Source organism: Franzmannia pantelleriensis (assembly GCF_900102875.1).
Taxonomy (GTDB): domain Bacteria; phylum Pseudomonadota; class Gammaproteobacteria; order Pseudomonadales; family Halomonadaceae; genus Franzmannia; species Franzmannia pantelleriensis.
This window is the reverse complement of the sequence record NZ_FNGH01000002.1, coordinates 310144-328780: the sequence shown is the minus strand read 5'-3', so window position 1 is coordinate 328780 and position 18637 is coordinate 310144. Positions and strand designations below refer to the sequence as shown.

The 18637-nt window shown below is 64.7% G+C and carries 16 protein-coding genes; 4 read left to right on the top strand and 12 right to left on the bottom strand.

Translation table 11 applies throughout. From position 1 onward, the window contains the following. Positions 1 to 121: 121 nt before the first annotated feature. The 8 genes from BLT16_RS03540 to pgi all read right to left on the bottom strand — a co-directional run bounded on the left by BLT16_RS03540 (position 122) and on the right by pgi (position 11163). On the bottom strand, positions 122 to 982 hold the full coding sequence (locus BLT16_RS03540; RefSeq protein WP_089657145.1) for an ion transporter: 861 nt from the start codon (positions 980 to 982) through the stop codon (positions 122 to 124). Positions 983 to 1063: 81 nt separating this feature from the next. Then, positions 1064 to 2782 carry an HD domain-containing phosphohydrolase gene (locus BLT16_RS03535; protein ID WP_089657144.1) on the bottom strand — a complete coding sequence of 573 codons (1719 nt, stop codon included), beginning with the start codon at positions 2780 to 2782 and terminating at the stop codon, positions 1064 to 1066. A 108-nt stretch (positions 2783 to 2890) separates the two neighbouring features. Further along, entirely contained in the window at positions 2891 to 3139 is a 249-nt protein-coding gene (locus BLT16_RS03530; RefSeq protein WP_089657143.1) for a TIGR02647 family protein, read from the bottom strand. Between the two features lie 57 nt (positions 3140 to 3196). Further along, a complete protein-coding gene (serB, locus tag BLT16_RS03525; RefSeq protein WP_089657142.1) occupies positions 3197 to 4426 on the bottom strand; it encodes a phosphoserine phosphatase SerB in 1230 nt (409 codons plus the stop codon). Next, complete coding sequence (parC, locus tag BLT16_RS03520; RefSeq protein WP_089657141.1) at positions 4423 to 6675, bottom strand: DNA topoisomerase IV subunit A; 2253 nt, start codon at positions 6673 to 6675, stop codon at positions 4423 to 4425. Before parC ends, serB begins: the two co-directional genes overlap by 4 nt. A 206-nt stretch (positions 6676 to 6881) precedes the next feature. Then, positions 6882 to 8762 (bottom strand): DNA topoisomerase IV subunit B, encoded by a 1881-nt coding sequence (gene parE / locus BLT16_RS03515; protein ID WP_089657140.1) that lies wholly within the window; start codon positions 8760 to 8762, stop codon positions 6882 to 6884. A gap of 12 nt (positions 8763 to 8774) precedes the next feature. Beyond that, positions 8775 to 9431 (bottom strand): YqiA/YcfP family alpha/beta fold hydrolase, encoded by a 657-nt coding sequence (locus tag BLT16_RS03510; protein ID WP_089657139.1) that lies wholly within the window; start codon positions 9429 to 9431, stop codon positions 8775 to 8777. 28 nt (positions 9432 to 9459) lie between these two features. Then, positions 9460 to 11163, bottom strand: a complete 1704-nt coding sequence (pgi, locus tag BLT16_RS03505) for a glucose-6-phosphate isomerase (protein WP_089657138.1) — start codon at positions 11161 to 11163, stop codon at positions 9460 to 9462. Between the two features lie 104 nt (positions 11164 to 11267). On the opposite strand from pgi, the gene cmoA reads away from it, so the two are divergent. From cmoA to cmoB, 3 genes are read left to right on the top strand one after another with little or no spacing between them, the layout of a single operon-like run. After that, positions 11268 to 12008: a carboxy-S-adenosyl-L-methionine synthase CmoA gene (gene cmoA / locus BLT16_RS03500; protein WP_089657137.1), complete on the top strand. Its 741-nt coding sequence runs from the start codon at positions 11268 to 11270 to the stop codon at positions 12006 to 12008. 24 nt (positions 12009 to 12032) lie between these two features. Next, entirely contained in the window at positions 12033 to 13466 is a 1434-nt protein-coding gene (locus BLT16_RS03495) for a phospholipase D-like domain-containing protein (RefSeq protein ID WP_089657136.1), read from the top strand. A gap of 25 nt (positions 13467 to 13491) precedes the next feature. Then, positions 13492 to 14478, top strand: a complete 987-nt coding sequence (gene cmoB / locus BLT16_RS03490) for a tRNA 5-methoxyuridine(34)/uridine 5-oxyacetic acid(34) synthase CmoB (RefSeq protein ID WP_089657135.1) — start codon at positions 13492 to 13494, stop codon at positions 14476 to 14478. A 35-nt stretch (positions 14479 to 14513) separates the two neighbouring features. On the opposite strand, the gene BLT16_RS03485 is transcribed toward cmoB, so the two are convergent. From BLT16_RS03485 to BLT16_RS03470, 4 genes are all read right to left on the bottom strand, one after another. Further along, on the bottom strand, positions 14514 to 15275 hold the full coding sequence (locus BLT16_RS03485; protein WP_089657134.1) for an ABC transporter ATP-binding protein: 762 nt from the start codon (positions 15273 to 15275) through the stop codon (positions 14514 to 14516). Continuing rightward, positions 15272 to 16249, bottom strand: coding sequence for a FecCD family ABC transporter permease (locus tag BLT16_RS03480; RefSeq protein WP_245701424.1), 978 nt, complete (start codon positions 16247 to 16249; stop codon positions 15272 to 15274). Before BLT16_RS03480 ends, BLT16_RS03485 begins: the two co-directional genes overlap by 4 nt. Before the next feature lie 77 nt (positions 16250 to 16326). Further along, the gene (locus BLT16_RS03475) at positions 16327 to 17346 is read right to left on the bottom strand and encodes an ABC transporter substrate-binding protein (protein ID WP_089657132.1); all 1020 of its coding nucleotides are present in this window, start codon (positions 17344 to 17346) and stop codon (positions 16327 to 16329) included. 266 nt (positions 17347 to 17612) lie between these two features. Beyond that, positions 17613 to 18287, bottom strand: a complete 675-nt coding sequence (locus BLT16_RS03470; protein WP_089657131.1) for a zinc metallopeptidase — start codon at positions 18285 to 18287, stop codon at positions 17613 to 17615. A gap of 119 nt (positions 18288 to 18406) precedes the next feature. On the opposite strand from BLT16_RS03470, the gene hemP reads away from it, so the two are divergent. Continuing rightward, complete coding sequence (gene hemP / locus BLT16_RS03465) at positions 18407 to 18580, top strand: hemin uptake protein HemP (protein ID WP_089657130.1); 174 nt, start codon at positions 18407 to 18409, stop codon at positions 18578 to 18580. Positions 18581 to 18637: the final 57 nt, after the last annotated feature.

Genomic DNA, 18637 nt, shown 5'->3' with positions numbered 1-18637 from the left:
CCCTCGGCGTAGCGTGACTAGAAGATGCGATGCGAGGCACCGCCCGGCGCGTTTAGCGGCCGGCTAGTAGTCGTAGGGCTAGGCGTAGGCGAAGAAATGTCGTGTTCATGCTCATAGCAAATCAGTCCCGGGCGGGCTTGTCAACTGCGGCGTCGCCGTCGCGCTGCGTCAGCAGCTGCTCCATGCGCGTCAACTGGTCGCGCAGCTCACGCACATCGTCGCGCAGGCCATGCAGCTCGGCGGCTTCCCCCTCGCCGCTCTCGAGCTCCATCAGGGTATTCTCCTTCTGCATCACGTCGAGCACGATACCAATCATCATGTTGAGAAAGATGAAGGCGTTGAGGAAAATGAACGACAGGAAGTAGATCCAGCTGTAGCCGTAATGCTCCATGGTCGGATAGAGCACCGCCGTCGCCCAGCTCTCGAAGGTCGCCACCTGAAACAGGGTCAGCATGGCCAGCGAGATATTGCCCCACAGGTTTTCGTCGACGTCGTGGAACAGGAAGCTGCCGATAGCGCCATAGATGTAGAAAATGATGAACATCAACAGCGCCACGTAGCCCATCCGCGGGATCGACTTGAACAGCGCCGAGACCAGCATGCGCAGTTCGGGAATCATCGATACCAGGCGTAGCACACGGAAGATCCGCAGCAGCCGCGCCAGCAGCACCATCTCCGAATCCTCGAGCGGGATCAGGCTGGCAGTGACGATAATGAAGTCGAAGATATTCCAGCCTTTCTTGAAGAAGTCGCGCAGGCGCTTCTCCGCGGCCATGCGGATCAGGATCTCAACCAGGAAGAAGCCGGTCACCGCCATGTCGAAGACGCGCATGACCTGCTCGAAGCGGCTCGCCTCCTCGTAGGTCTTGGCCCCCACCAGCAGCGCCGAAATGATGATGATGGCGATGACGCAGGTTTCGAAGATCTTGTTGCTGCGCAGGCGCTCGAAGCGCGCCTGCCAGGTATCGAAAGGTTGGTTCATGGGGTCGCACCCAGGTCGCTCACTGACGCCGAAACGGCGCGCCATGGTAGCACAATCGTCGGTTGCGAAAGACGCCCTGGTTCAGCCCGGCGTGACCTGACTTATTGGGCGCGGCACCACCAGGGCTTCAGGCTTGCCGAGCCTCGCCAGTTGGGCATCGCGCAGCACTTCGCCGAGCTCGCTGCCCGGCTGCACCGGGCGCGGGGTGAGCTGCACCTGACGCAGCGCACCCTGACGGTCGAGACGCTGCACCCAGCCCAGTTCACCGCTAGGGAAGCGTGCCAGGCTGCCCACCGGGGTAATACCGAAGCGGCGGATATAGCGCTGCACCCACTCGCGATCAAAGGCCTGGGGCTGGCCGAGCAGATGGCGGTAGATCTCGCTGGGAGAGCGCGCCGGACGATCCGCCCGCGGCCGACTCATGGCCTCTGCCACATCGACCACCGCGGCCATCCGCGCCAAGGACTCGAGCTGCTCGCCAGGCCGCCCGGCCGGGTAGCCGCTGCCATCGAGGCGCTCGTTGATGCCCCACACCACCGCATGACAAATATCCTGCGACAGCCAGCGGCAACCATCGAGCCGCGCCGCCAGCAGGCTGACGTGCTCGCGCATTTCGTCTCGTTGGGCCTCACTCAGGCTAGTCGCACGTCGCAGGGCCTGACGCAGCGCAGGCGGCAGCAGCGCCTTGCCCAGGTCATGCAGCATGGCGCTGGCCACCAGCGCCTTACGCACATCGCGGGGTAGCCCCTGCGCCGACGCCAGGTCGGCCAGCTTGATCGCCACACCGATGCCATGCTGGATCAGCACGGGATCATCCACCAGGCACACGCTGGCGAACAGCAGCGCCTCGCGATCCTCCTCATGCAGCCCCAACAGTGTATCGCTGTAGCGGGACAGCAGGCCGGCGTCGACCGGCTGGCCTTCCATTAGCTGCAGCAGCTGGCCGTCCAGATAGGCCGCGACCTTGGCCAGCCGACGCGCCATCGGCGTGGCGTAGTCGGCGCCGTGGCTGCGCGCGGGCGCAGCAGGCGCACTGCCCTCCTGGTCAAACAGCGCCGAAGGCGACAGGTCACGGTTGCCCTCGAGGGTATTACGCGCGCCTTCCCGCTCCACTTCACGCACGAAGTACCAGAGTCGACGCTCGAGCTCGGCGTTCACCTCGCTGAATTCGCAGCCCAGCCGCACCTGCTGCTCACCGTCGGTCTGGATATGCCGCACATGGGCGCGGGCGCTCAGCTGCTGCTGATTGGGGAAACGCAGCGTCAGCGCCTCGACGTGCTGTCCGGGTCGCAGACGCATCGCCGTGCTCAGCGGCACTTCAAGCAGACATCCCCCTAGCGATAAGTTACGCAGCTGTCCCGCCAGTTGCAGGGTTTCCTGGCCATCGTCTACGACCAGTGAAGCGGCAACGTGCATGCCCGGCCGCAGCTCGGCGCGAAATACCTCGCGGCGGTGCATGACCCACAGCTGCTGGGGATAGTCGCAGCGAAACTGCAACCGCCCGGGCGCCTGCACCCAGCCTTGAAATACCAGCGGTGGCGTCGTCAGCATCGCGCCGTTAGCCTGGCCCATCAGCCGCAGCGGTTTATGGGCGTCGATATCGCTGGCGATCTCACTCACCGCAGTGATATCGATCAGCAGCGAATGCCCCTCCTCCACGGCCATCAGCAGCGCGGGGATGGGCTCGCCCGCCGGCTCCCCAAACGCCAGCGAGGCACCACCTGGCTCACTGAGCCCCTCAAGCAAGGCATTGATCTCATCGGAGTGCTCAACTACCAGATGGCTGTCACTTGGCTCCATGCGGGCTCTCGTCTGTCATTCTGGATATTACCAACGCAGCGGCGCCGGTCCGATACAGGCATATCGGCCGGCGCCGCGGTTACTTTAGGGTTACATGCTATCTCGAGGTCAGCCGACCGTGATCGGCCCGCTGAGAATGGTCAAGAGGTCCTGAGCGTGCCGGGCTGCATCGAGCCCCAGCGTCGTCAGATAGCCGCCATCTTGCTGGGTTATGAGGCCTTTCTCGTATAGCCGCCGGGTAGCATTGATCGCATCCGGTTCGGCACTGGAGTGAACCTTGATGCCCTCCTGGGTGGTGGAGAGATTGAACAGGCTGAGAATCTTCAGCTCTTCGAGCAGCTCAGAGGTGTAGGTCATGGCGGCCTCGTATTGTGATTGTCGTTCACTGGCGCAAACGCGCTAGGCGCTCATCGCCTAAGAGTGTCCGTCTTCCAGGTCGATCTGTCGATAGCCGATCAGGTAGAGCACTGCATCCAGCCCCAGGGTCGAGATCGACTGACGCGCCTGGCTGCGCACCAGCGGCTTGGCACGGAACGCAATCCCAAGGCCGGCGGCGGCCAGCATCTTGAGGTCGTTGGCACCGTCGCCGACGGCGATGGTCTGCTCCATGGCGAGGCCTTCACGGGAAGCGATCTCGCGCAGCAGCTCGGCCTTGCGATCGGCATCCAGAATCGGCTCGCGCACCTCGCCGGTGACCTTGCCGTTCTCGATGACCAGCTCGTTGGCATGCACCTCGTCGAATCCCAGCCGCTGCTGCAGGTGATCGGCAAAGTAGGTGAAGCCACCGGACAGGATCGCGGTACGATAGCCAAGCCGCTTGAGCTGAGCCATCAAGCGCTCGACGCCATCCATCAGCGGCAGCGACTCGGCGATCTCGGCGAGTACCGACTCATCCAGGCCCTTGAGCTTGGCCATGCGCTCGCGAAAACTCTGCTGGAAATCGAGCTCGCCGCGCATGGCGCGCTCGGTGACCTCGGCCACCTCGTCGCCAACACCGTGGCGGCGCGCCAGTTCGTCGATCACCTCGGTCTGGATCAGGGTCGAGTCCATATCGAAGCACACCAAGCGACGATGACGACGCCAGATCGAGTCCTCCTGGAGGGCGATATCGACGCCGTGCATGGCGCCCAGCGCCAGCGCCTTCTCGCGCAGGGCGTCGAGGTCGACCTCCTCGCCGCGCAGCCAGCACTCCACGCAGGCGCCCTGGATGCTGTCGCGCTCGCGGGGCACGCCACCGTCCAGCGGCTCGCGGCCGGAGAGACGGTGAATCAATTCCACGGTCAAGTCGTGCTCGGCAGTTAGCGCACCAACCTCGGCAAGAATGCCGGCCGGCAGATGCGGTGCCAGCAGCGTCAGGATCAGTCGCGGCTGGCTGGCCTCGCTGCTCCAGCGCTGGTAGTCCTCGGCCGATACCTGAATGGCCTGTACGTCCAGGCCCAGCGCAGCACCACTCTCGGCCAGCAGTGTCTCGAGGTCCCCGTCGCGCTCGATCCCCACCAGGGCTTCCAGCGAGAGAATACCAAAGGTCACGCTCTGATTGATGTCGAGCAGCCGCGCACCGCTCTTGGCCAGCGCCTTGCCGAGCCCGGCCAGCTGGCCGGGTCGCGCGGTGCCGGTGGCACGGATTAAGAGTCGTTGGGTCATGCAGAGACCTCCAGTGCATCCACCTTCTGAAAGCCCCGAGGCAGCTTGCTGCCGCGACGGCCGCGCTCGCCGCGATAGTAGGCCAGGTCATCGGACTTGAGCGTCAACTTGCGCTTGCCGGCATGAATCACCAACGCATCACCTTCGCCGAGCACCACCAAGTCACGTACGAACTCTTCACGCCGCGCGGCGCGAGCACCGGGAATGTCGATCATCTTGTTGCCCTTGCCCTTGGCCATCTGCGGCAGGCTGTCGAGTTCAAAGAGCAGCAGCCGGCCCTCGTTGGAGACCGTCGCCACCAGCCCCCCCTCTGCGGCCGGCAGCACCTGCGGCGGCAGTACATTACACCCCTTGGGCAGGCTGAGTACCGCCTTGCCCGCCTTGTTCTTGCCGATGAGGTCCTCGAGGCTGGCGATAAAACCATAGCCGCCGTCGGAGGCCAGCAGGTAGCGCGTGTTGGGAGGCGCCAGCATCAGCCCCGCCATGTGCGCTCCGGCCACCACATTGACCCGGCCAGTGACCGGCTCGCCCTGGCTACGGGCGCTGGGCAGGTTATGCGCCGCCAGGGTGTAGGCGCGTCCGGTATCGTCGAGCAGCACCAGCGGCTGATTGGTCTTGCCCCTGGCGGCCAGGGCAAAGCGATCGCCTGACTTGTAGGAGAGCCCTTGGGGATCGATCTCATGCCCCTTGGCACTGCGGATCCAGCCCTTCTCGGAGAGCACCACGGTGATCGGATCCGCGCCCAGCAGTTCAACCTCGGAGAGCGCCTTGGCGTCCTCGCGCTCGACCAGCGGCGCGCGCCGCGCATCGCCGTGCTCGCGCCCCGCCTCACGGATCTCCTCCTCGATCAGATCGGTCAGGGCGGCATCGTTGCCGAGTAGCTCCTGGAGCCGCTCGCGCTCGGCCAGCAGTTCGTCCTGCTCACCGCGAATCTTGAACTCCTCGAGCTTGGCCAGGTGACGCAGGCGCAGCTCTAGGATCGCCTCGGCCTGGCGCTCGCTGAGCCCAAAGGCCTCCATCAACGCCGGCTTGGGGGCGTCCTCCTCGCGGATGATGCGGATCACCTCATCAATATTGAGGTAGGCGGCCAGCAGCCCCTCGAGAATATGCAGCCGGTCTTCGACCTTGCCCAGGCGATGTTCGAGGCGGCGACGCACGGTGACACGCCGGAAGCGCAGCCACTCGCCGAGCAGCTCGGGCAGCGGCAGAACCCGCGGCCGGCCGTCGAGGCCGATCACGTTCATATTGACGCGGATGTTTTTCTCGAGATCAGTGGTCGCGAATAGATGCGCCATCAGCGACTCGATGTCGACCCGGTTGGAGCGAGGTTCGATCACCAGTCGGGTAGGCTCTTCGTGGGTCGACTCGTCGCGCAGATCGGCGACCATCGGCAGCTTTTTGGCCTGCATCTGGGCGGCGATCTGCTCCAGCACCTTGGATCCGCTGACCTGGTAGGGCAGCGCGGTGATCACGATGCTGCTCTCTTCCATCACATAGCGCGCGCGCAGTTTGACCGACCCGCGGCCGCTCTCGTAGAGCTTGCGCAGGTCATCGCGGGACGTGATGATCTCCGCCGCCGAGGGGAAGTCCGGCGCCGGCAGATGCTGCATGAGTTCCTGACAGCTGGCCTCGGGATGGCGCAGCAGATGACAGGTGGCCTCGACCACTTCGCTGACATTATGCGGCGGGATATCGGTGGCCATGCCCACGGCGATGCCGGTGCCACCGTTGAGCAGCACGTGGGGCAGGCGCGCCGGCAGCACCACCGGCTCGTTCATGGTGCCGTCGAAGTTTGGCGTCCAGTCGACGGTGCCCTGGCCGAGCTCGGCGAGCAGCACCTCGGCGAATTTCGACAGCCGCGCCTCGGTATAGCGCATGGCGGCGAAGGACTTGGGATCGTCGGGGCTGCCCCAGTTGCCCTGGCCGTCGACCAGCGGGTAGCGATAGCTGAACGACTGCGCCATCAGCACCATCGCTTCGTAGCAGGCACTGTCGCCGTGGGGATGGAACTTGCCGAGCACGTCGCCGACGGTGCGCGCCGACTTCTTGTACTTGGCGCTGGCGTTCAGTGCCAGCTCGCGCATGGCGTAAATGATGCGCCGCTGCACGGGTTTCATGCCGTCGCCGATATGCGGCAAGGCACGGTCGAGAATCACGTACATCGAGTAGTCGAGGTAGGCTTTCTCGGTGTATTCGCGCAGTGAGAGACGTTCGACGTCGCCCTCCGCCACGTGGATATCCATGGTCATGGGTTCTGGGCCCTATCTGCCATCATGGAAAATTCGCGGGGTGTGCCCGCACGAAACGCAGTTAGCAAGACGCGGCTGCGCCGCTGTAAGAAGGAAGATCGGCGCTTCGCGCCTGGAAGTAGGAAGAAACCCCTTGACCTACTATAGAAGCGGCAACACGCTGTCTTCCCTCTTCCCTCTTCCCTCTTCCCTCTTCCCTCTTCCCTCTAAACTTCGATATCGGCGAGATTGCCGTAATCTTCCAGCCAGCTCTTGCGGTCGCTGGCGCGTTTCTTGGCCAGCAGCATGTCCATCATCTCCATGGTGCCATCGCCAACCTCGCGGGTGAGCTGCACCAGGCGCCGAGTATCGCGGGCCATGGTGGTCTCGCGCAGCTGCAGCGGACTCATCTCGCCGAGGCCCTTGAAACGCTGCACGTTAGGTGTACCACGCTTGCCTTCGAGACGCTTGAGAGTGGCGGTCTTCTCGCTCTCGTCGAGGGCGTAGAACACCTCCTTGCCGAGATCGATGCGGTACAGCGGCGGCATGGCGACGAATACATGTCCGGCATCCACCAGCGCCGGGAAGTGGCGCACGAACAGCGCACACAGCAGGGTGGCGATATGCAGGCCATCGGAGTCGGCGTCGGCGAGAATACAGATCTTGTGGTAGCGCAGCTTGGACATGTCCTCGCTGACCGGGTCGATCCCGATGGCCACCGCAATGTCGTGGACCTCCTGGGAGCCGTAGATATCGTGGGACTCGACCTCCCAGGTGTTGAGAATCTTGCCGCGCAGCGGCAGGATCGCCTGAGTTTCGCGGTCACGGGCCTGCTTGGCGCTGCCGCCGGCGGAGTCACCCTCGACCAGAAACAGCTCACTCGCCACCGGGTCCTGGCCTGAGCAGTCGGCCAACTTGCCGGGCAGCGCCGGGCCTGAGGTGACCTTCTTGCGCGCCACCTTCTTGGCGCTCTTCTGACGGCGCTGGGCGGCGCTGATCACCAGTTCGGCCAACGCCTCGGCCTGGTCGACGTGATGGTTGAGCCACAGCGAGAAGGCGTCCTTGACCACTCCGGAGACGAATGCCGCCACAGTACGCGACGACAGCCGCTCCTTGGTCTGGCCGGCGAACTGCGGGTCGAGCATCTTCACCGAGAACACATAGGCGACCCGCTCCCAGAGATCCTCGGCGGTCAGCTTGACGCCGCGCGGCAGCAGGCTGCGGTAGTCGCAGAATTCGCGCAGCGCCTCTAGCAGGCCGGAGCGTAGGCCGTTGACGTGGGTACCGCCAAGCGGGGTAGGAATCAGGTTGACGTAGCTCTCGGCGAGCTGCTCGCCGCCTTCAGGCAACCACTGGATCGCCCAGTCGACGCCCTGCTCTTCATCGCTGTAGTGACCGACGAACGGTGAACTGGGCAGCACGTCGTAGCCGTCGGTGGTCTGGGCCAGGTAGTCGCGCAGGCCATCCTCGTACTGCCACTCATCCTCGGCGCCGTCGGTATCTACCAGGGTAACCTTGAGCCCCGGGCAGAGCACCGCCTTGGCGCGCAGCAGGTGTTTGAGACGCGGCAGCGACAGCTTGGGGCTGTCGAAGTAGCTGACATCCGGCCAGAAGCGCACCACCGTACCGGTGAGACGCTTGGCACAGCTGCCGATCACACCAAGCTCGGCGACCTTGTCACCGTGTTCGAAGGCCATGAAGTGGCGATTGCCATCGCGCATCACTTCGACCTCCAGCCGCGTCGACAGCGCATTGACCACCGACACCCCGACCCCGTGCAAGCCCCCGGAGAAGCGGTAGCTGGTCGACGAGAACTTCCCCCCGGAGTGCAGCTTGGTAAGGATCAGTTCGATGCCGGTGACGCCATACTCCGGATGCACGTCGATGGGCATGCCACGCCCGTCATCGCTGACTTCGATGCCGCCGTCATCGAGCAGCCGCACGCGAATCTCGCGGGCATGCTCGGCGAGCGCCTCGTCGACGCTGTTGTCGATGACTTCCTGGGCCAGGTGATTGGGCCGGCTGGTATCGGTATACATACCGGGGCGCTTACGCACCGGTTCGAGGCCTGAGAGCACCTCGATCGAACTTGCACTGTATTGCGTCATGCGTCGTCCAGGCTATAAGTGTGAGTCGTCTTCCAGGCTATGTCGGGTCATGCATCCCGGCGCCAGGCGGTGCCCACCGTGGGCGAACAGCGCCGGCAGGTAGTCGGCCAGGGCGCTAAAGCCGTGGTCCCCGCCGGGCTGCAGAATCATCGCCGCACCACGGTAGGCGGCAGCGCCATCGCGTGGGTCCAGGGTCTCGTCGGCCGTGCCCAACAGTACCAGGTAGCGGCGTGGATCGAGCCACGCCGGGGTCAGCTCGGCCAGCTCGTCGCGATGCGCCCCCTCGATGCTGAAGCGCTCACCGGTGTACTCATTGACGAAGGCCTCGCCCAACCAGCCCTCTACCAGCCCTGCCGGGCGCACCGCCGGATTGATCACCACCGCACGCAGGTCATGCCGCTCGGCCAGGCAGCTGGCCAGAAAGCCGCCCATCGAACTGCCCATCAGCAGCGGCTGCGGCCCCAAGGTCGCGAGCAGCGATTCGGCCAGCGCCAGCGCCGCGGCCGGGCGATGCGGCAGCTGCGGTGTGGCGCAGGGCAGCGGCCCGGTCTCGAGCAGTTCGCACCCCTGCGCTACCAGGCGCGCCTTGGGCGAGGCACTGCCGCTATTGAAGCCGTGCAGGTAGAGTACGCCACTCGCCGCCGCAGTGGCAGCAGGAGAGATCAGCATACCGCAACGCCTGTACAAAACAACAGTATCACATCCCCGCCTTGCGCTCGGCCGCCCACAGTGCCTCGATCAGGCCGCGGCTGGATTCGTCCATTCGCTCGAGGCCCTGGTGGCTGGCCAGTATCTGTTCGGTTTCGCCGGCGATCTGCTTGCCAAGCTCAACGCCCCACTGGTCGAAGGGGTTGATGCCCCAGATCGTCGCCTGAACGAAGACCTTGTGCTCGTAGAGGGCAATCAGCGCACCCAGCGTCGTCGGCGACAACCGCTCGAGCAGTAGGGTGGTCGATGGCTGGTTGCCACGATAGCGCTTATGGCTGGGCCTCGGGCCGTCCTCATCGATGGCATCGTCGCCGAGCATCAATAGCCGCGACTGAGCGAAGCAGTTGGCCAGGGTCAGGCGGTGCTGAGCCTTGAGGTGGGCGCGAGTGGCGTCGTCCTCGACCCGGTCATAGCGGCGCATCGGGGCGATGAAGTCGCACTCCACCGGCTGCGTCCCCTGGTGCAGCAGCTGGTAGAAGGCGTGCTGGGCATTGGGCCCCAGCTGCCCCCACAGCACCGGACAGGTGGAGTAAGGTGTGACCTCGCCGTGGTTGGTCACCGACTTGCCATTGGACTCCATCTCGAGCTGCTCGAGATAGGCGGCAAAGTACTCCAAGCGCCCATCGTAGGGCAGGATCGAGTGAGCGCGAATATCCAGGAAGTTGACGTTCCAGATCCCCGCCAGCGCCAGCAACACCGGCAGGTTGTCCTCCAGCGGCGCCGTGCGAAAGTGCTGGTCCATGGCATGCGCCCCGGCCAGCAGCCCACGGAAATTGGCCATGCCCACCACCAGTGCGATGGGCAGGCCGATCGCCCCCCACAGCGAGTAGCGCCCGCCGACCCACTCCCAGAACTCCAGCTGATTGGGCTCGGCGATACCCCACTCACTCATCTTCTCCGGGCTCGCCGAGACGCCGATAAAGTGCTGGCGCATCACCAGCCCACGATCGATGTCAGCCGCCGCGCCGTTGCCGGCGTCGCCTCGGCTGCATACCAGCCGCCCGTAGAGCCAATCACGTGCGGTACGTGCGTTGGACAGCGTATCGATGGTGGTGAACGACTTGGATGACAGCACGAACAGGGTGGTCTCGGGGTTGAGACGCGACAGGTAGTCGGCCAGCTGAGAGCCATCCATGGTCGAGGCAAAGTGCACCTGTACTTCATGGACGCCCTCGGGGCGGTAGTCGGCCAGCGCGTGGGTGACCATCAGCGGCCCCAGATCGGAGCCGCCCACGCCGAGGTTGACCACGTCGCTGATCGCCTTGCCGGTGGCGCCACGCCACTGACCGGCATGCAGCTTCTCGACCATGCGTTGCATCTGCGCCAGGGTGGCATGCACCGCCGGTACCAGATCCTCGCCCTCGACCTCGAGGCGCGCGGATTCCGGCAGGCGCAGCGCGGTATGCAGCGCCGGGCGGTCCTCGGAGCGGTTGACCCGCTCGCCGTCGAGCAAGCGGGTGATGGCATCCGGCACTCCCGCTTCGCGGGCCAGCGCCAGCAACAGCGCATGCGTCTCGTCACTGCAGCGCTGCTTGGACAGGTCCAGGGTCAGGCCTGCCGCTTCACGGCTGAAGCGGGCAAAGCGCCCTGGGGTGGCAAACAGCTCGCGCAGATGGACCTCGCGCATCTCGCCGGCATGGGCTTCCAGTGCCTGCCAGGCGGGGCTCTGGTCGATGCGATCTTCCTGATTCATCGTCTCTCTCCCTGAAGCGGTCGCACTCGGCGCCGTGGATTCGTGCAGCCCGGCGCCGCGGCGCGTAAAATACCCGAACCTTGATCCGGACCCGCAGCGACGCCATGAGTGATGCATCTTACCGTGACGCCATCTTTTCGACACCCCTCGATCGGGTAGCGCGCTTCTCCTTCGACGAACAAGTGGTGGCCTGCTTTCCCGACATGATCCGCCGCTCGGTGCCGGGCTACGGCCAGATACTGGGCATGCTGGGCGTGATCGCCGAGCGCCACCTGCGCCACGGCGCCCACGTCTACGACCTGGGCTGCTCACTGGGCGCGGTGGGACTGGCCCTGGCCGGCCGCCTGCCCCCCGAGGCCTTCCGGCTCACCGGTGTCGACCTGTCGCCGGCGATGGTCGCACGTGCCCGGGAGACCTTCGCCAGCGAGTCTCCTGAGCACTGCATCGAGGTCGTCGAGGGCGATATCCGCCACCTCGACTACCGGCCGTCGGGCATGGTGGTGCTCAACTTCACCCTGCAGTTCCTGCCCCCCACCGACCGCGATGCGGTGATCGCCGCGCTCTACGCGGCCCTCGAGCCTGGTGGTGTGCTGGTGCTATCCGAGAAGATCGTCGCCGAGGACGAGCAGGACAACGCCTGGCTGGTGGAGCGCTACCACGATTTCAAGCGCGCCAACGGCTACAGCGACCTGGAGATCAGCCAGAAGCGCAACGCCCTGGAGAACGTGCTGGTGCCCGACACCCTGGACGTCCATCAGGCACGCCTGGCCCGCGCCGGTTTCGCCCGCAGCCAGGTGTGGTTCCAGTATCTCAATTTCGCCTCGCTGATCGCCTTCAAGCCGTGAGGAGCTGGCCATGAGAGGGATGCCATGAGCGCCTGGGCCTGGCTGGGCGCGGCGGTACTCACGCTCTATCTGGCCACTGCCTGGTGGCACACGCGCAAGCCGCTGCCCCCCGGCCTCGGCGTCGAGGGGTCGTGGCGCGAGCCGATCGCGCCACGGCTACTGCTCGACGAGACCTTTGTCGATGCCCACGGCAAGCGGCACTGCCGCCAGCAGATCTTCGACGAGATGTTTCGCCTGATCGGCCAGGCCGAGCGGCTGGTGGTACTGGATATCTTCCAGTTCAACGACCCGGCCGATGGCCGCCACGACTGCCATCGCCAGATATCGGTGGCGCTGCGCGACGCCCTGCTGGCCCGCAAGCGTCAGCGTCCCGAGGTCGAGATGGTGATCATCACCGACCCCATCAACAGCGTCTACGGCGGGCGCGAGCTGAGTCACCACCGCCAGCTCGAAGCGGCCGGCATCCGCGTGGCGACGACCGACCTGACCATGGGCCGCGATCCCAACCCAAGCTGGACCGCATTTTGGCGGCTGTGCTTGCGCTGGCTGGGCAACTCGCCTCGCGGCGGCTGGCTGCCCAACCCGCTGGGCCCCGGCAAGGTCACGCTACGCAGCTATCTCACGCTGCTCAACCTCAACGCCAACCACCGCAAGACCCTGGTGGTCGATGAGGGCGAGCGCTGGACCGCCATGGTCAGCTCAGCCAACGCCGACGACGGCAGCAGCGACTACCGCGACATGGCGCTGCGCGTCTCAGGCGATATCGCCCTCGATCTGCTCGCCTCCGAGCGGGAGATCGCTGCCCGCAGCGGCGTCACCATCGACCACCCCCAGCCATCGGCCACAGGCAGCGATGCGAGCCCCCGCCACACACCGCGGCTGCGACTGCTCAGCGAGGGCGCCATCAAGCGTGCCCTGCTGGCGATCATCAGTGACGCCCGCGCCGGCGAGCGCCTCGATATCGAAGTGCTCTACCTATCCCACCGCGGCGTAATCGCGGCACTGGCCAGGGCCGTGGCGCAAGGAGTCGAGGTGCGCGTGCTGCTCGATCCCAACCATCACGCCTTCGGTGTCTCCGGCAGCGGTATTCCCAACCGCCAGGCGGCCAACGACCTGCTTGCCGCCGGTATCCAACTGCGCTGGAGCGACACCCACGGCGAACAGGCGCATAGTAAACTGCTGCTGCGCCACGGCGGTCAGCGCCCCACTCGCCTGCTGCTTGGCTCGGCCAACTATACCCGGCGTAGCCTCGACGACCTCAACTTCGAGGCCAACCTCGAGTGGGTCGCCGATGCCGATGAACCGGTAATCACCGCGGCCCGCGCGGCCTTCGAGCGCCACTGGCACAACACCGACGCCGAACACTACAGCGTCGGCCACGCGGTGTACCTCGACCCCTCGCGTCGCCGCTATTGGCAGTATCGACTGATGGAAGCAAGTGGCTGGTGCACCTTCTAGTAACGCATAAGACAGCGAGAGACGCATGCCCCACCCCCACCGAGAGCTCTACCACGCCTTCATCGACCAGGGCCTGGACACCTGGCTGGCGCGCCTGCCCGAGCAGCTGGCACGCGGCCTAGATCGCCAGCGCTACGGCGACCTGCCGGCCTGGGAAAAGGCGGTGGCTAAGTTGCCGGTGCTGCCCGAGGTACGCGAGGTGACGTTGGATGCCGATACCGTCAGCGTCGAGCTCGCTCTCAGCGATAGCCAGCGCCGCCAGTGCGAGAACCTGCTGCGCAAGCTGATGCCGTGGCGTAAGGGGCCCTATCGGCTGGGCGGCATTCACATCGATACCGAATGGCGCTCGGACTGGAAGTGGCAGCGCCTCGCTCCGCACCTCGCCGAGCTACGCGGCAGGCGCGTGCTCGACGTTGGCGGCGGCAACGGCTATCACGCCTGGCGCATGGCCGGCGCCGGCGCCGCCTTCGTACTGGTGATCGATCCTTCGCCGCGCTTCTACTACCAGTTTCAGGCCCTGCGCCACTTCATCGGCGACGCCGACGGCGGACGCACCCATTTCCTGCCGGTGGGTATCGAAGACGTGCCCGAACGGCTGGCGTACTTCGATACGCTGTTCTCCATGGGCGTGCTCTACCACCGCCCCTCACCGCTGGAACATCTACTGCAACTGAAGGACACCCTGCGCCCCGGCGGCGAGCTGGTGCTGGAGACCCTGGTGGTGGAAGGCGACGCCACCACCGTGCTGCTGCCCGGTGAGCGCTACGCCGCTATGCCCAACGTCTATTTTTTGCCCTCCTCCGCCGCACTCTGCCAGTGGCTCGAGCGCTGCGGCTTCAGCAACGTTCGAGTCGTCGACGAAGCCGTCACGTCGCTCGACGAGCAGCGCTCGACCGAGTGGATGACCTTCCAGTCGCTGGCCGACTTCCTCGACCCTGACGACCAGACCCGCACCCGTGAGGGCTATCCTGCGCCGCGGCGCGCGGTAGTCATCGCCAACCGGCCGAGCTAGGCATGTCGCCGCGGGCTAACTCACTTAGCGACGCCCTAGCGCTGAAAATGAATATGTGGCCGTGCATGATGCGGCGAGGTTTCGATGTGAGCATCGACGGAGAAGACCTCGCGCAGCAGGCGCTGGGTCAATACGTCCTGAGGAGTGCCTGAGGCAACGATCCACCCCGCCTGCATGACGATCAGGCGGTCACAGTACATGGCGGCGTGATTGAGGTCATGGAGGGCAATGATGCTGGTGATCGGCAGGCTGGAAATCAACCGCAGTAGGCTGATCTGGTGCTGCACGTCGAGATGGTTGGTCGGCTCATCGAGGATCAGCTCGCTGGGGGATTGGGCCAGCGCCCGCGCCACATGGGTACGCTGCTTCTCGCCACCAGACAAACTCTGCCAGGCATCGTCGCGTTTCCCGCTCATGCCGGTGCGCTCGAGCGCCTCGTTGACCGCCCTGTCGTCTTCACGGGTCCACCCCGAAAGCATCGTGCGGTGCGGGAAGCGCCCCAGCTTGACCACGTCGATCACCTTGAGGTTGGCATTGGTCGTGGCATGCTGCTCGATGAAGGCGACTCGCTGGGCGATGGCCCGACGGCGAAAGCTCGAGATATCCTGTCCATCCAGCATGACACGTCCGGCATGCGGGCGCTTCAGCCCGGCCAGCAGCCGTAGCAGGGAGGTCTTGCCGGAACCATTGGGCCCCAGCAAGCCGAGCAGCTTACCCGGCTCGGCCTCGAAAGAGACCCCATCGATCACCCTCTTGGTGCCGATTTTCCAGACCAGATTGTCGGCCTTGATACTCATGATGCGCGCTGCAACCGGTAAAGAATGACAGCGAAGAACGGCACGCCCACCAGCGCCGTCACGACGCCAATAGGCAGGGATTGCTGAGGGATCAGCACGCGAGAGGCAATATCTGCTACCACCATGAAAATCGCCCCCACGATGGCGCAGGCGGGCAGCAGTCTTGCATGGCGTGGGCCCACCACGAAGCGAGCAGCATGGGGGACAACGAGGCCCACGAAGCCGATCGTGCCCACCATGCTGACGATGGTCGCGGTCATCACGGCGGTGAGGGCAAACAGAACGATCCGCGTTTGCGCGACATTGACCCCCAACGAGGCGGCGGCCTCATCGCCGAAGGCGAAGGCGTCCAGCACCCGCGCATAGCACAGGCACGCCACCAGCCCCAACCCGACCACGACCGACACCAGGAAAAGATCTGGCCAACGCACGCCACCGAAACTGCCGAGCAGCCAGAACATCACATCGCGCGCCTGCTGCGCATTGCCAGCAGTGGTGACGATATAGGAGGTCGCGGCGTTGAACAGCTGCGACGCCGCGACACCGGCCAATATCGTGCGGTCGGCCCCTCCCCGCGCACCATTCGACAGCAGCGCCACGAACAGGAAGGCGGCGAAGGCTCCCACAAAGGCGCCCATTGACAGCGACACCGCGCCAGCGCCCAGCCCCAACATGACAATCAGTACGGCCCCGGTCGATGCCCCAGCGGAGATGCCCAGCACATAGGGCTCTGCCAGCGGATTACGCAGCATCGATTGCATGATGGCGCCAGCCAGTGCCAGTCCAGCACCGCAGAAGGCAGCCACCAGCGACCGGCTCAAGCGATAATCCCAGACGATGGCTGCGTGGATCCGGTTGAGTTCGAACGACGTCCAGCCAAGCTTGTTGGTGATCACCGCATAGGTCGTGGAGAGCGGAATCGGCATATCGCCGATCCCAACGCTGATGCCCACCACCAGACCGATCGCCAGCAATGAGCCGAGCAGCAGTCCTGCCCCCCACACCAGGCGTGGCAGGCGCTCAGCCGGCTGACTGACACTGACTGTGGTGCTCATCTCAGACCGAGCGCCTGCAACTGCTCGGCCACCTGTTCAGCGCCGAAGATCGTCCTGACCGTAGGATCCATGGCATGGCCGTCCATGACCACGATCGCCCCGTTCTTGACCGCCCTCATCTCGCGGGTCGCCGGATCCGAGTTGAGAAACTCGATCTTGGCGTCTGACTTGTCCAACTCCCAGCGATTACGGTCGACGCGGGCCACCACGATGACGTCCGGATCGGCTGCAATGATGCTTTCCCACCCTAGGGCTGGCCACTCCGCGTCGGAGGCAATGGCATTGGTGCCGCCCAACACGTCGGCGATAAAGCCGGATGCACCGTTCTTGCCTCCAAGATAAGCGTCCGCAGACGGCGACGGACTGGAGAACCAGAACACGAAGGAGAGCGGCTCGCCACCTTCGGGCGTCGCTGCCCGCAGGGCGGCTTCACGCTGCTCCAGATCCTCGATCAGTGCCTGGCCCCGGTCGTTGACGTCGAAGATCTGGGCAATCTCATCGATCTCCTGATACAGGCCGTCCATGCTCCAGAGCTGGTCGCGACTGCCGTAACCGAACTTGTCCTTGGCCGCGTCCTCCGCAACGCAGGTGTTGGGGGACAGGTAGGTCGCCACCCCCACGCTGTCGAAGTCCTCCCGCGTCGCCACTCTGCTGGAGGGGCCTATCAGGCTAGGCAGGGCCGCCGTCACGAGATCCGGATCCTTCGCCAGAATGGACTCGAAGGTAGGAAACTCGACCGTCAATACCTCCACCTTGGCATTGGCCTCGGCCAGCTGCGGCAAGACTTGGTTCGGCCAGAAGGCGGTGCCCGCCATCCTCTCTTCGAGGCCGAGCAGCAGCATGATCTCGGCACTGGCCTGCCCCAGGCCCACAGCCCGTTCGGGGGCCTTGTCGAAGGTCACCTCTGCGCCACAGTTATTCAGCGTCAGCGGGTATTGGGTGGTGCCTGCCACGGCGGGGGTCGTAGCCAGACCCAGCGCCATGCCAAGTCCCGTGAGTGCAAGAAGACGTTTCATCCAACATCCATCTTTCTGTCGTTGAGGTATCTGGCCATGCAGCTGCCAGGAATCGGATTGCACAGAACCTCAGCGTCCAGTTATCTCCGCCAGGCGCACACACGCTAGGCGAGCCCACAAGACAAAAGAGACTGATACGCATTTGCGTGAGAGCGCAATATAATCCCAAATCCTTATTTACGCAATATGCGGCCATCACCCCATCGAACGGCCTTCCTTGCCGATGGGGTGGATATCTAAAGGAGTCGCGAGAGGTGGAAAACGACTCAGCGCCGCAGGATCACCAGCCAACGACCCAGATTGAGCATGCTGGCCAGGGAGGCCGCCACATAGGTAAAGGCGCAGGCGGTCAGCACATGCCGAGCGCCGGCCATGTCGTAGGGCGGGATGTACTGCTTGAGCAGCGGCAGCGCGCGCTGGAAGCTGGCATCGAACTCCACCGGCAGGGTAATCAGGTGCACCAGTGCCGCGGTGCCGAAGCTGATCAGTGCCGCCAGCACCACGATCAGCATGCCGCCGGGAAGACGGGTGAGGATGAACAGAAAGGGTGCGGCCATCATCAACACCGCCCCCACCTTCTCGGCGTGCTGTGCCACCCCCACCAACCGGGTACGCGCCAATAGCGGCGCATAGCCGCGGGCGTGCTGGATGGCGTGCCCCACCTCGTGGGCGGCCACCGTCACCGCAGTCAGCGAGCGGCCATCGAAATGGTCCGGTGACAGCCGCACCTTGCGTGCGGTGGGATCATAGTGGTCACCATGCTCGGTCACCTCCACCTCGACCCCCTCGATACCCAGCCGCTCGATCAAGTGCCGCGCCAGCTCCCCGCCGCTGCCCGGATAGTCGCTGCGCGGCCGCGCGTGCCGTTTCAACACCCACTGGGCCCAGACATTGGGTAGCAGGAAGAGGGCCGCCAGTACTACCAGAGCGATTATCACCATCTCTATACCTCGACTGGAACGCATTGCTCGGGGCTTGGCGCTTGACGCCGGCACAAAAACAAACAACAATTATTCGCGTTTAATAACATTCCGCATATCCCGTATCTCAAAGGTGAGTCATGACCTCCCCCCGTACACCGTCTGCGGATGCTCCTTCTACCCGTCCTCAGAGCAGTGGCCGCGTATCCAGTCAGCAACTGCTTGGTGAACGAGGCCTGCTGATCATAGAGCACCGCGGCAAGGAGTATCAGCTCCGCATCACCCGCAACGACAAGCTGATTCTGACCTCGTAAATCGCACCTACAATCCAATCCGCCAGCCAGGTTGCCATTTGCCACCCAGCCAGCCGC

Bases quoted from the DNA above. Each gene is read 5' to 3' on its own strand.
- BLT16_RS03540 (WP_089657145.1), bottom strand. From the start codon at position 982: ATGAACCAACCTTTCGATACCTGGCAGGCGCGCTTCGAGCGCCTGCGC.
- BLT16_RS03535 (WP_089657144.1), bottom strand. From the start codon at position 2,782: ATGGAGCCAAGTGACAGCCATCTGGTAGTTGAGCACTCCGATGAGATC.
- BLT16_RS03530 (WP_089657143.1), bottom strand. From the start codon at position 3,139: ATGACCTACACCTCTGAGCTGCTCGAAGAGCTGAAGATTCTCAGCCTG.
- serB (WP_089657142.1), bottom strand. From the start codon at position 4,426: ATGACCCAACGACTCTTAATCCGTGCCACCGGCACCGCGCGACCCGGC.
- parC (WP_089657141.1), bottom strand. From the start codon at position 6,675: ATGACCATGGATATCCACGTGGCGGAGGGCGACGTCGAACGTCTCTCA.
- parE (WP_089657140.1), bottom strand. From the start codon at position 8,762: ATGACGCAATACAGTGCAAGTTCGATCGAGGTGCTCTCAGGCCTCGAA.
- BLT16_RS03510 (WP_089657139.1), bottom strand. From the start codon at position 9,431: ATGCTGATCTCTCCTGCTGCCACTGCGGCGGCGAGTGGCGTACTCTAC.
- pgi (WP_089657138.1), bottom strand. From the start codon at position 11,163: ATGAATCAGGAAGATCGCATCGACCAGAGCCCCGCCTGGCAGGCACTG.
- cmoA (WP_089657137.1), top strand. From the start codon at position 11,268: ATGAGTGATGCATCTTACCGTGACGCCATCTTTTCGACACCCCTCGAT.
- BLT16_RS03495 (WP_089657136.1), top strand. From the start codon at position 12,033: ATGAGCGCCTGGGCCTGGCTGGGCGCGGCGGTACTCACGCTCTATCTG.
- cmoB (WP_089657135.1), top strand. From the start codon at position 13,492: ATGCCCCACCCCCACCGAGAGCTCTACCACGCCTTCATCGACCAGGGC.
- BLT16_RS03485 (WP_089657134.1), bottom strand. From the start codon at position 15,275: ATGAGTATCAAGGCCGACAATCTGGTCTGGAAAATCGGCACCAAGAGG.
- BLT16_RS03475 (WP_089657132.1), bottom strand. From the start codon at position 17,346: ATGAAACGTCTTCTTGCACTCACGGGACTTGGCATGGCGCTGGGTCTG.
- BLT16_RS03470 (WP_089657131.1), bottom strand. From the start codon at position 18,287: ATGGTGATAATCGCTCTGGTAGTACTGGCGGCCCTCTTCCTGCTACCC.
- hemP (WP_089657130.1), top strand. From the start codon at position 18,407: ATGACCTCCCCCCGTACACCGTCTGCGGATGCTCCTTCTACCCGTCCT.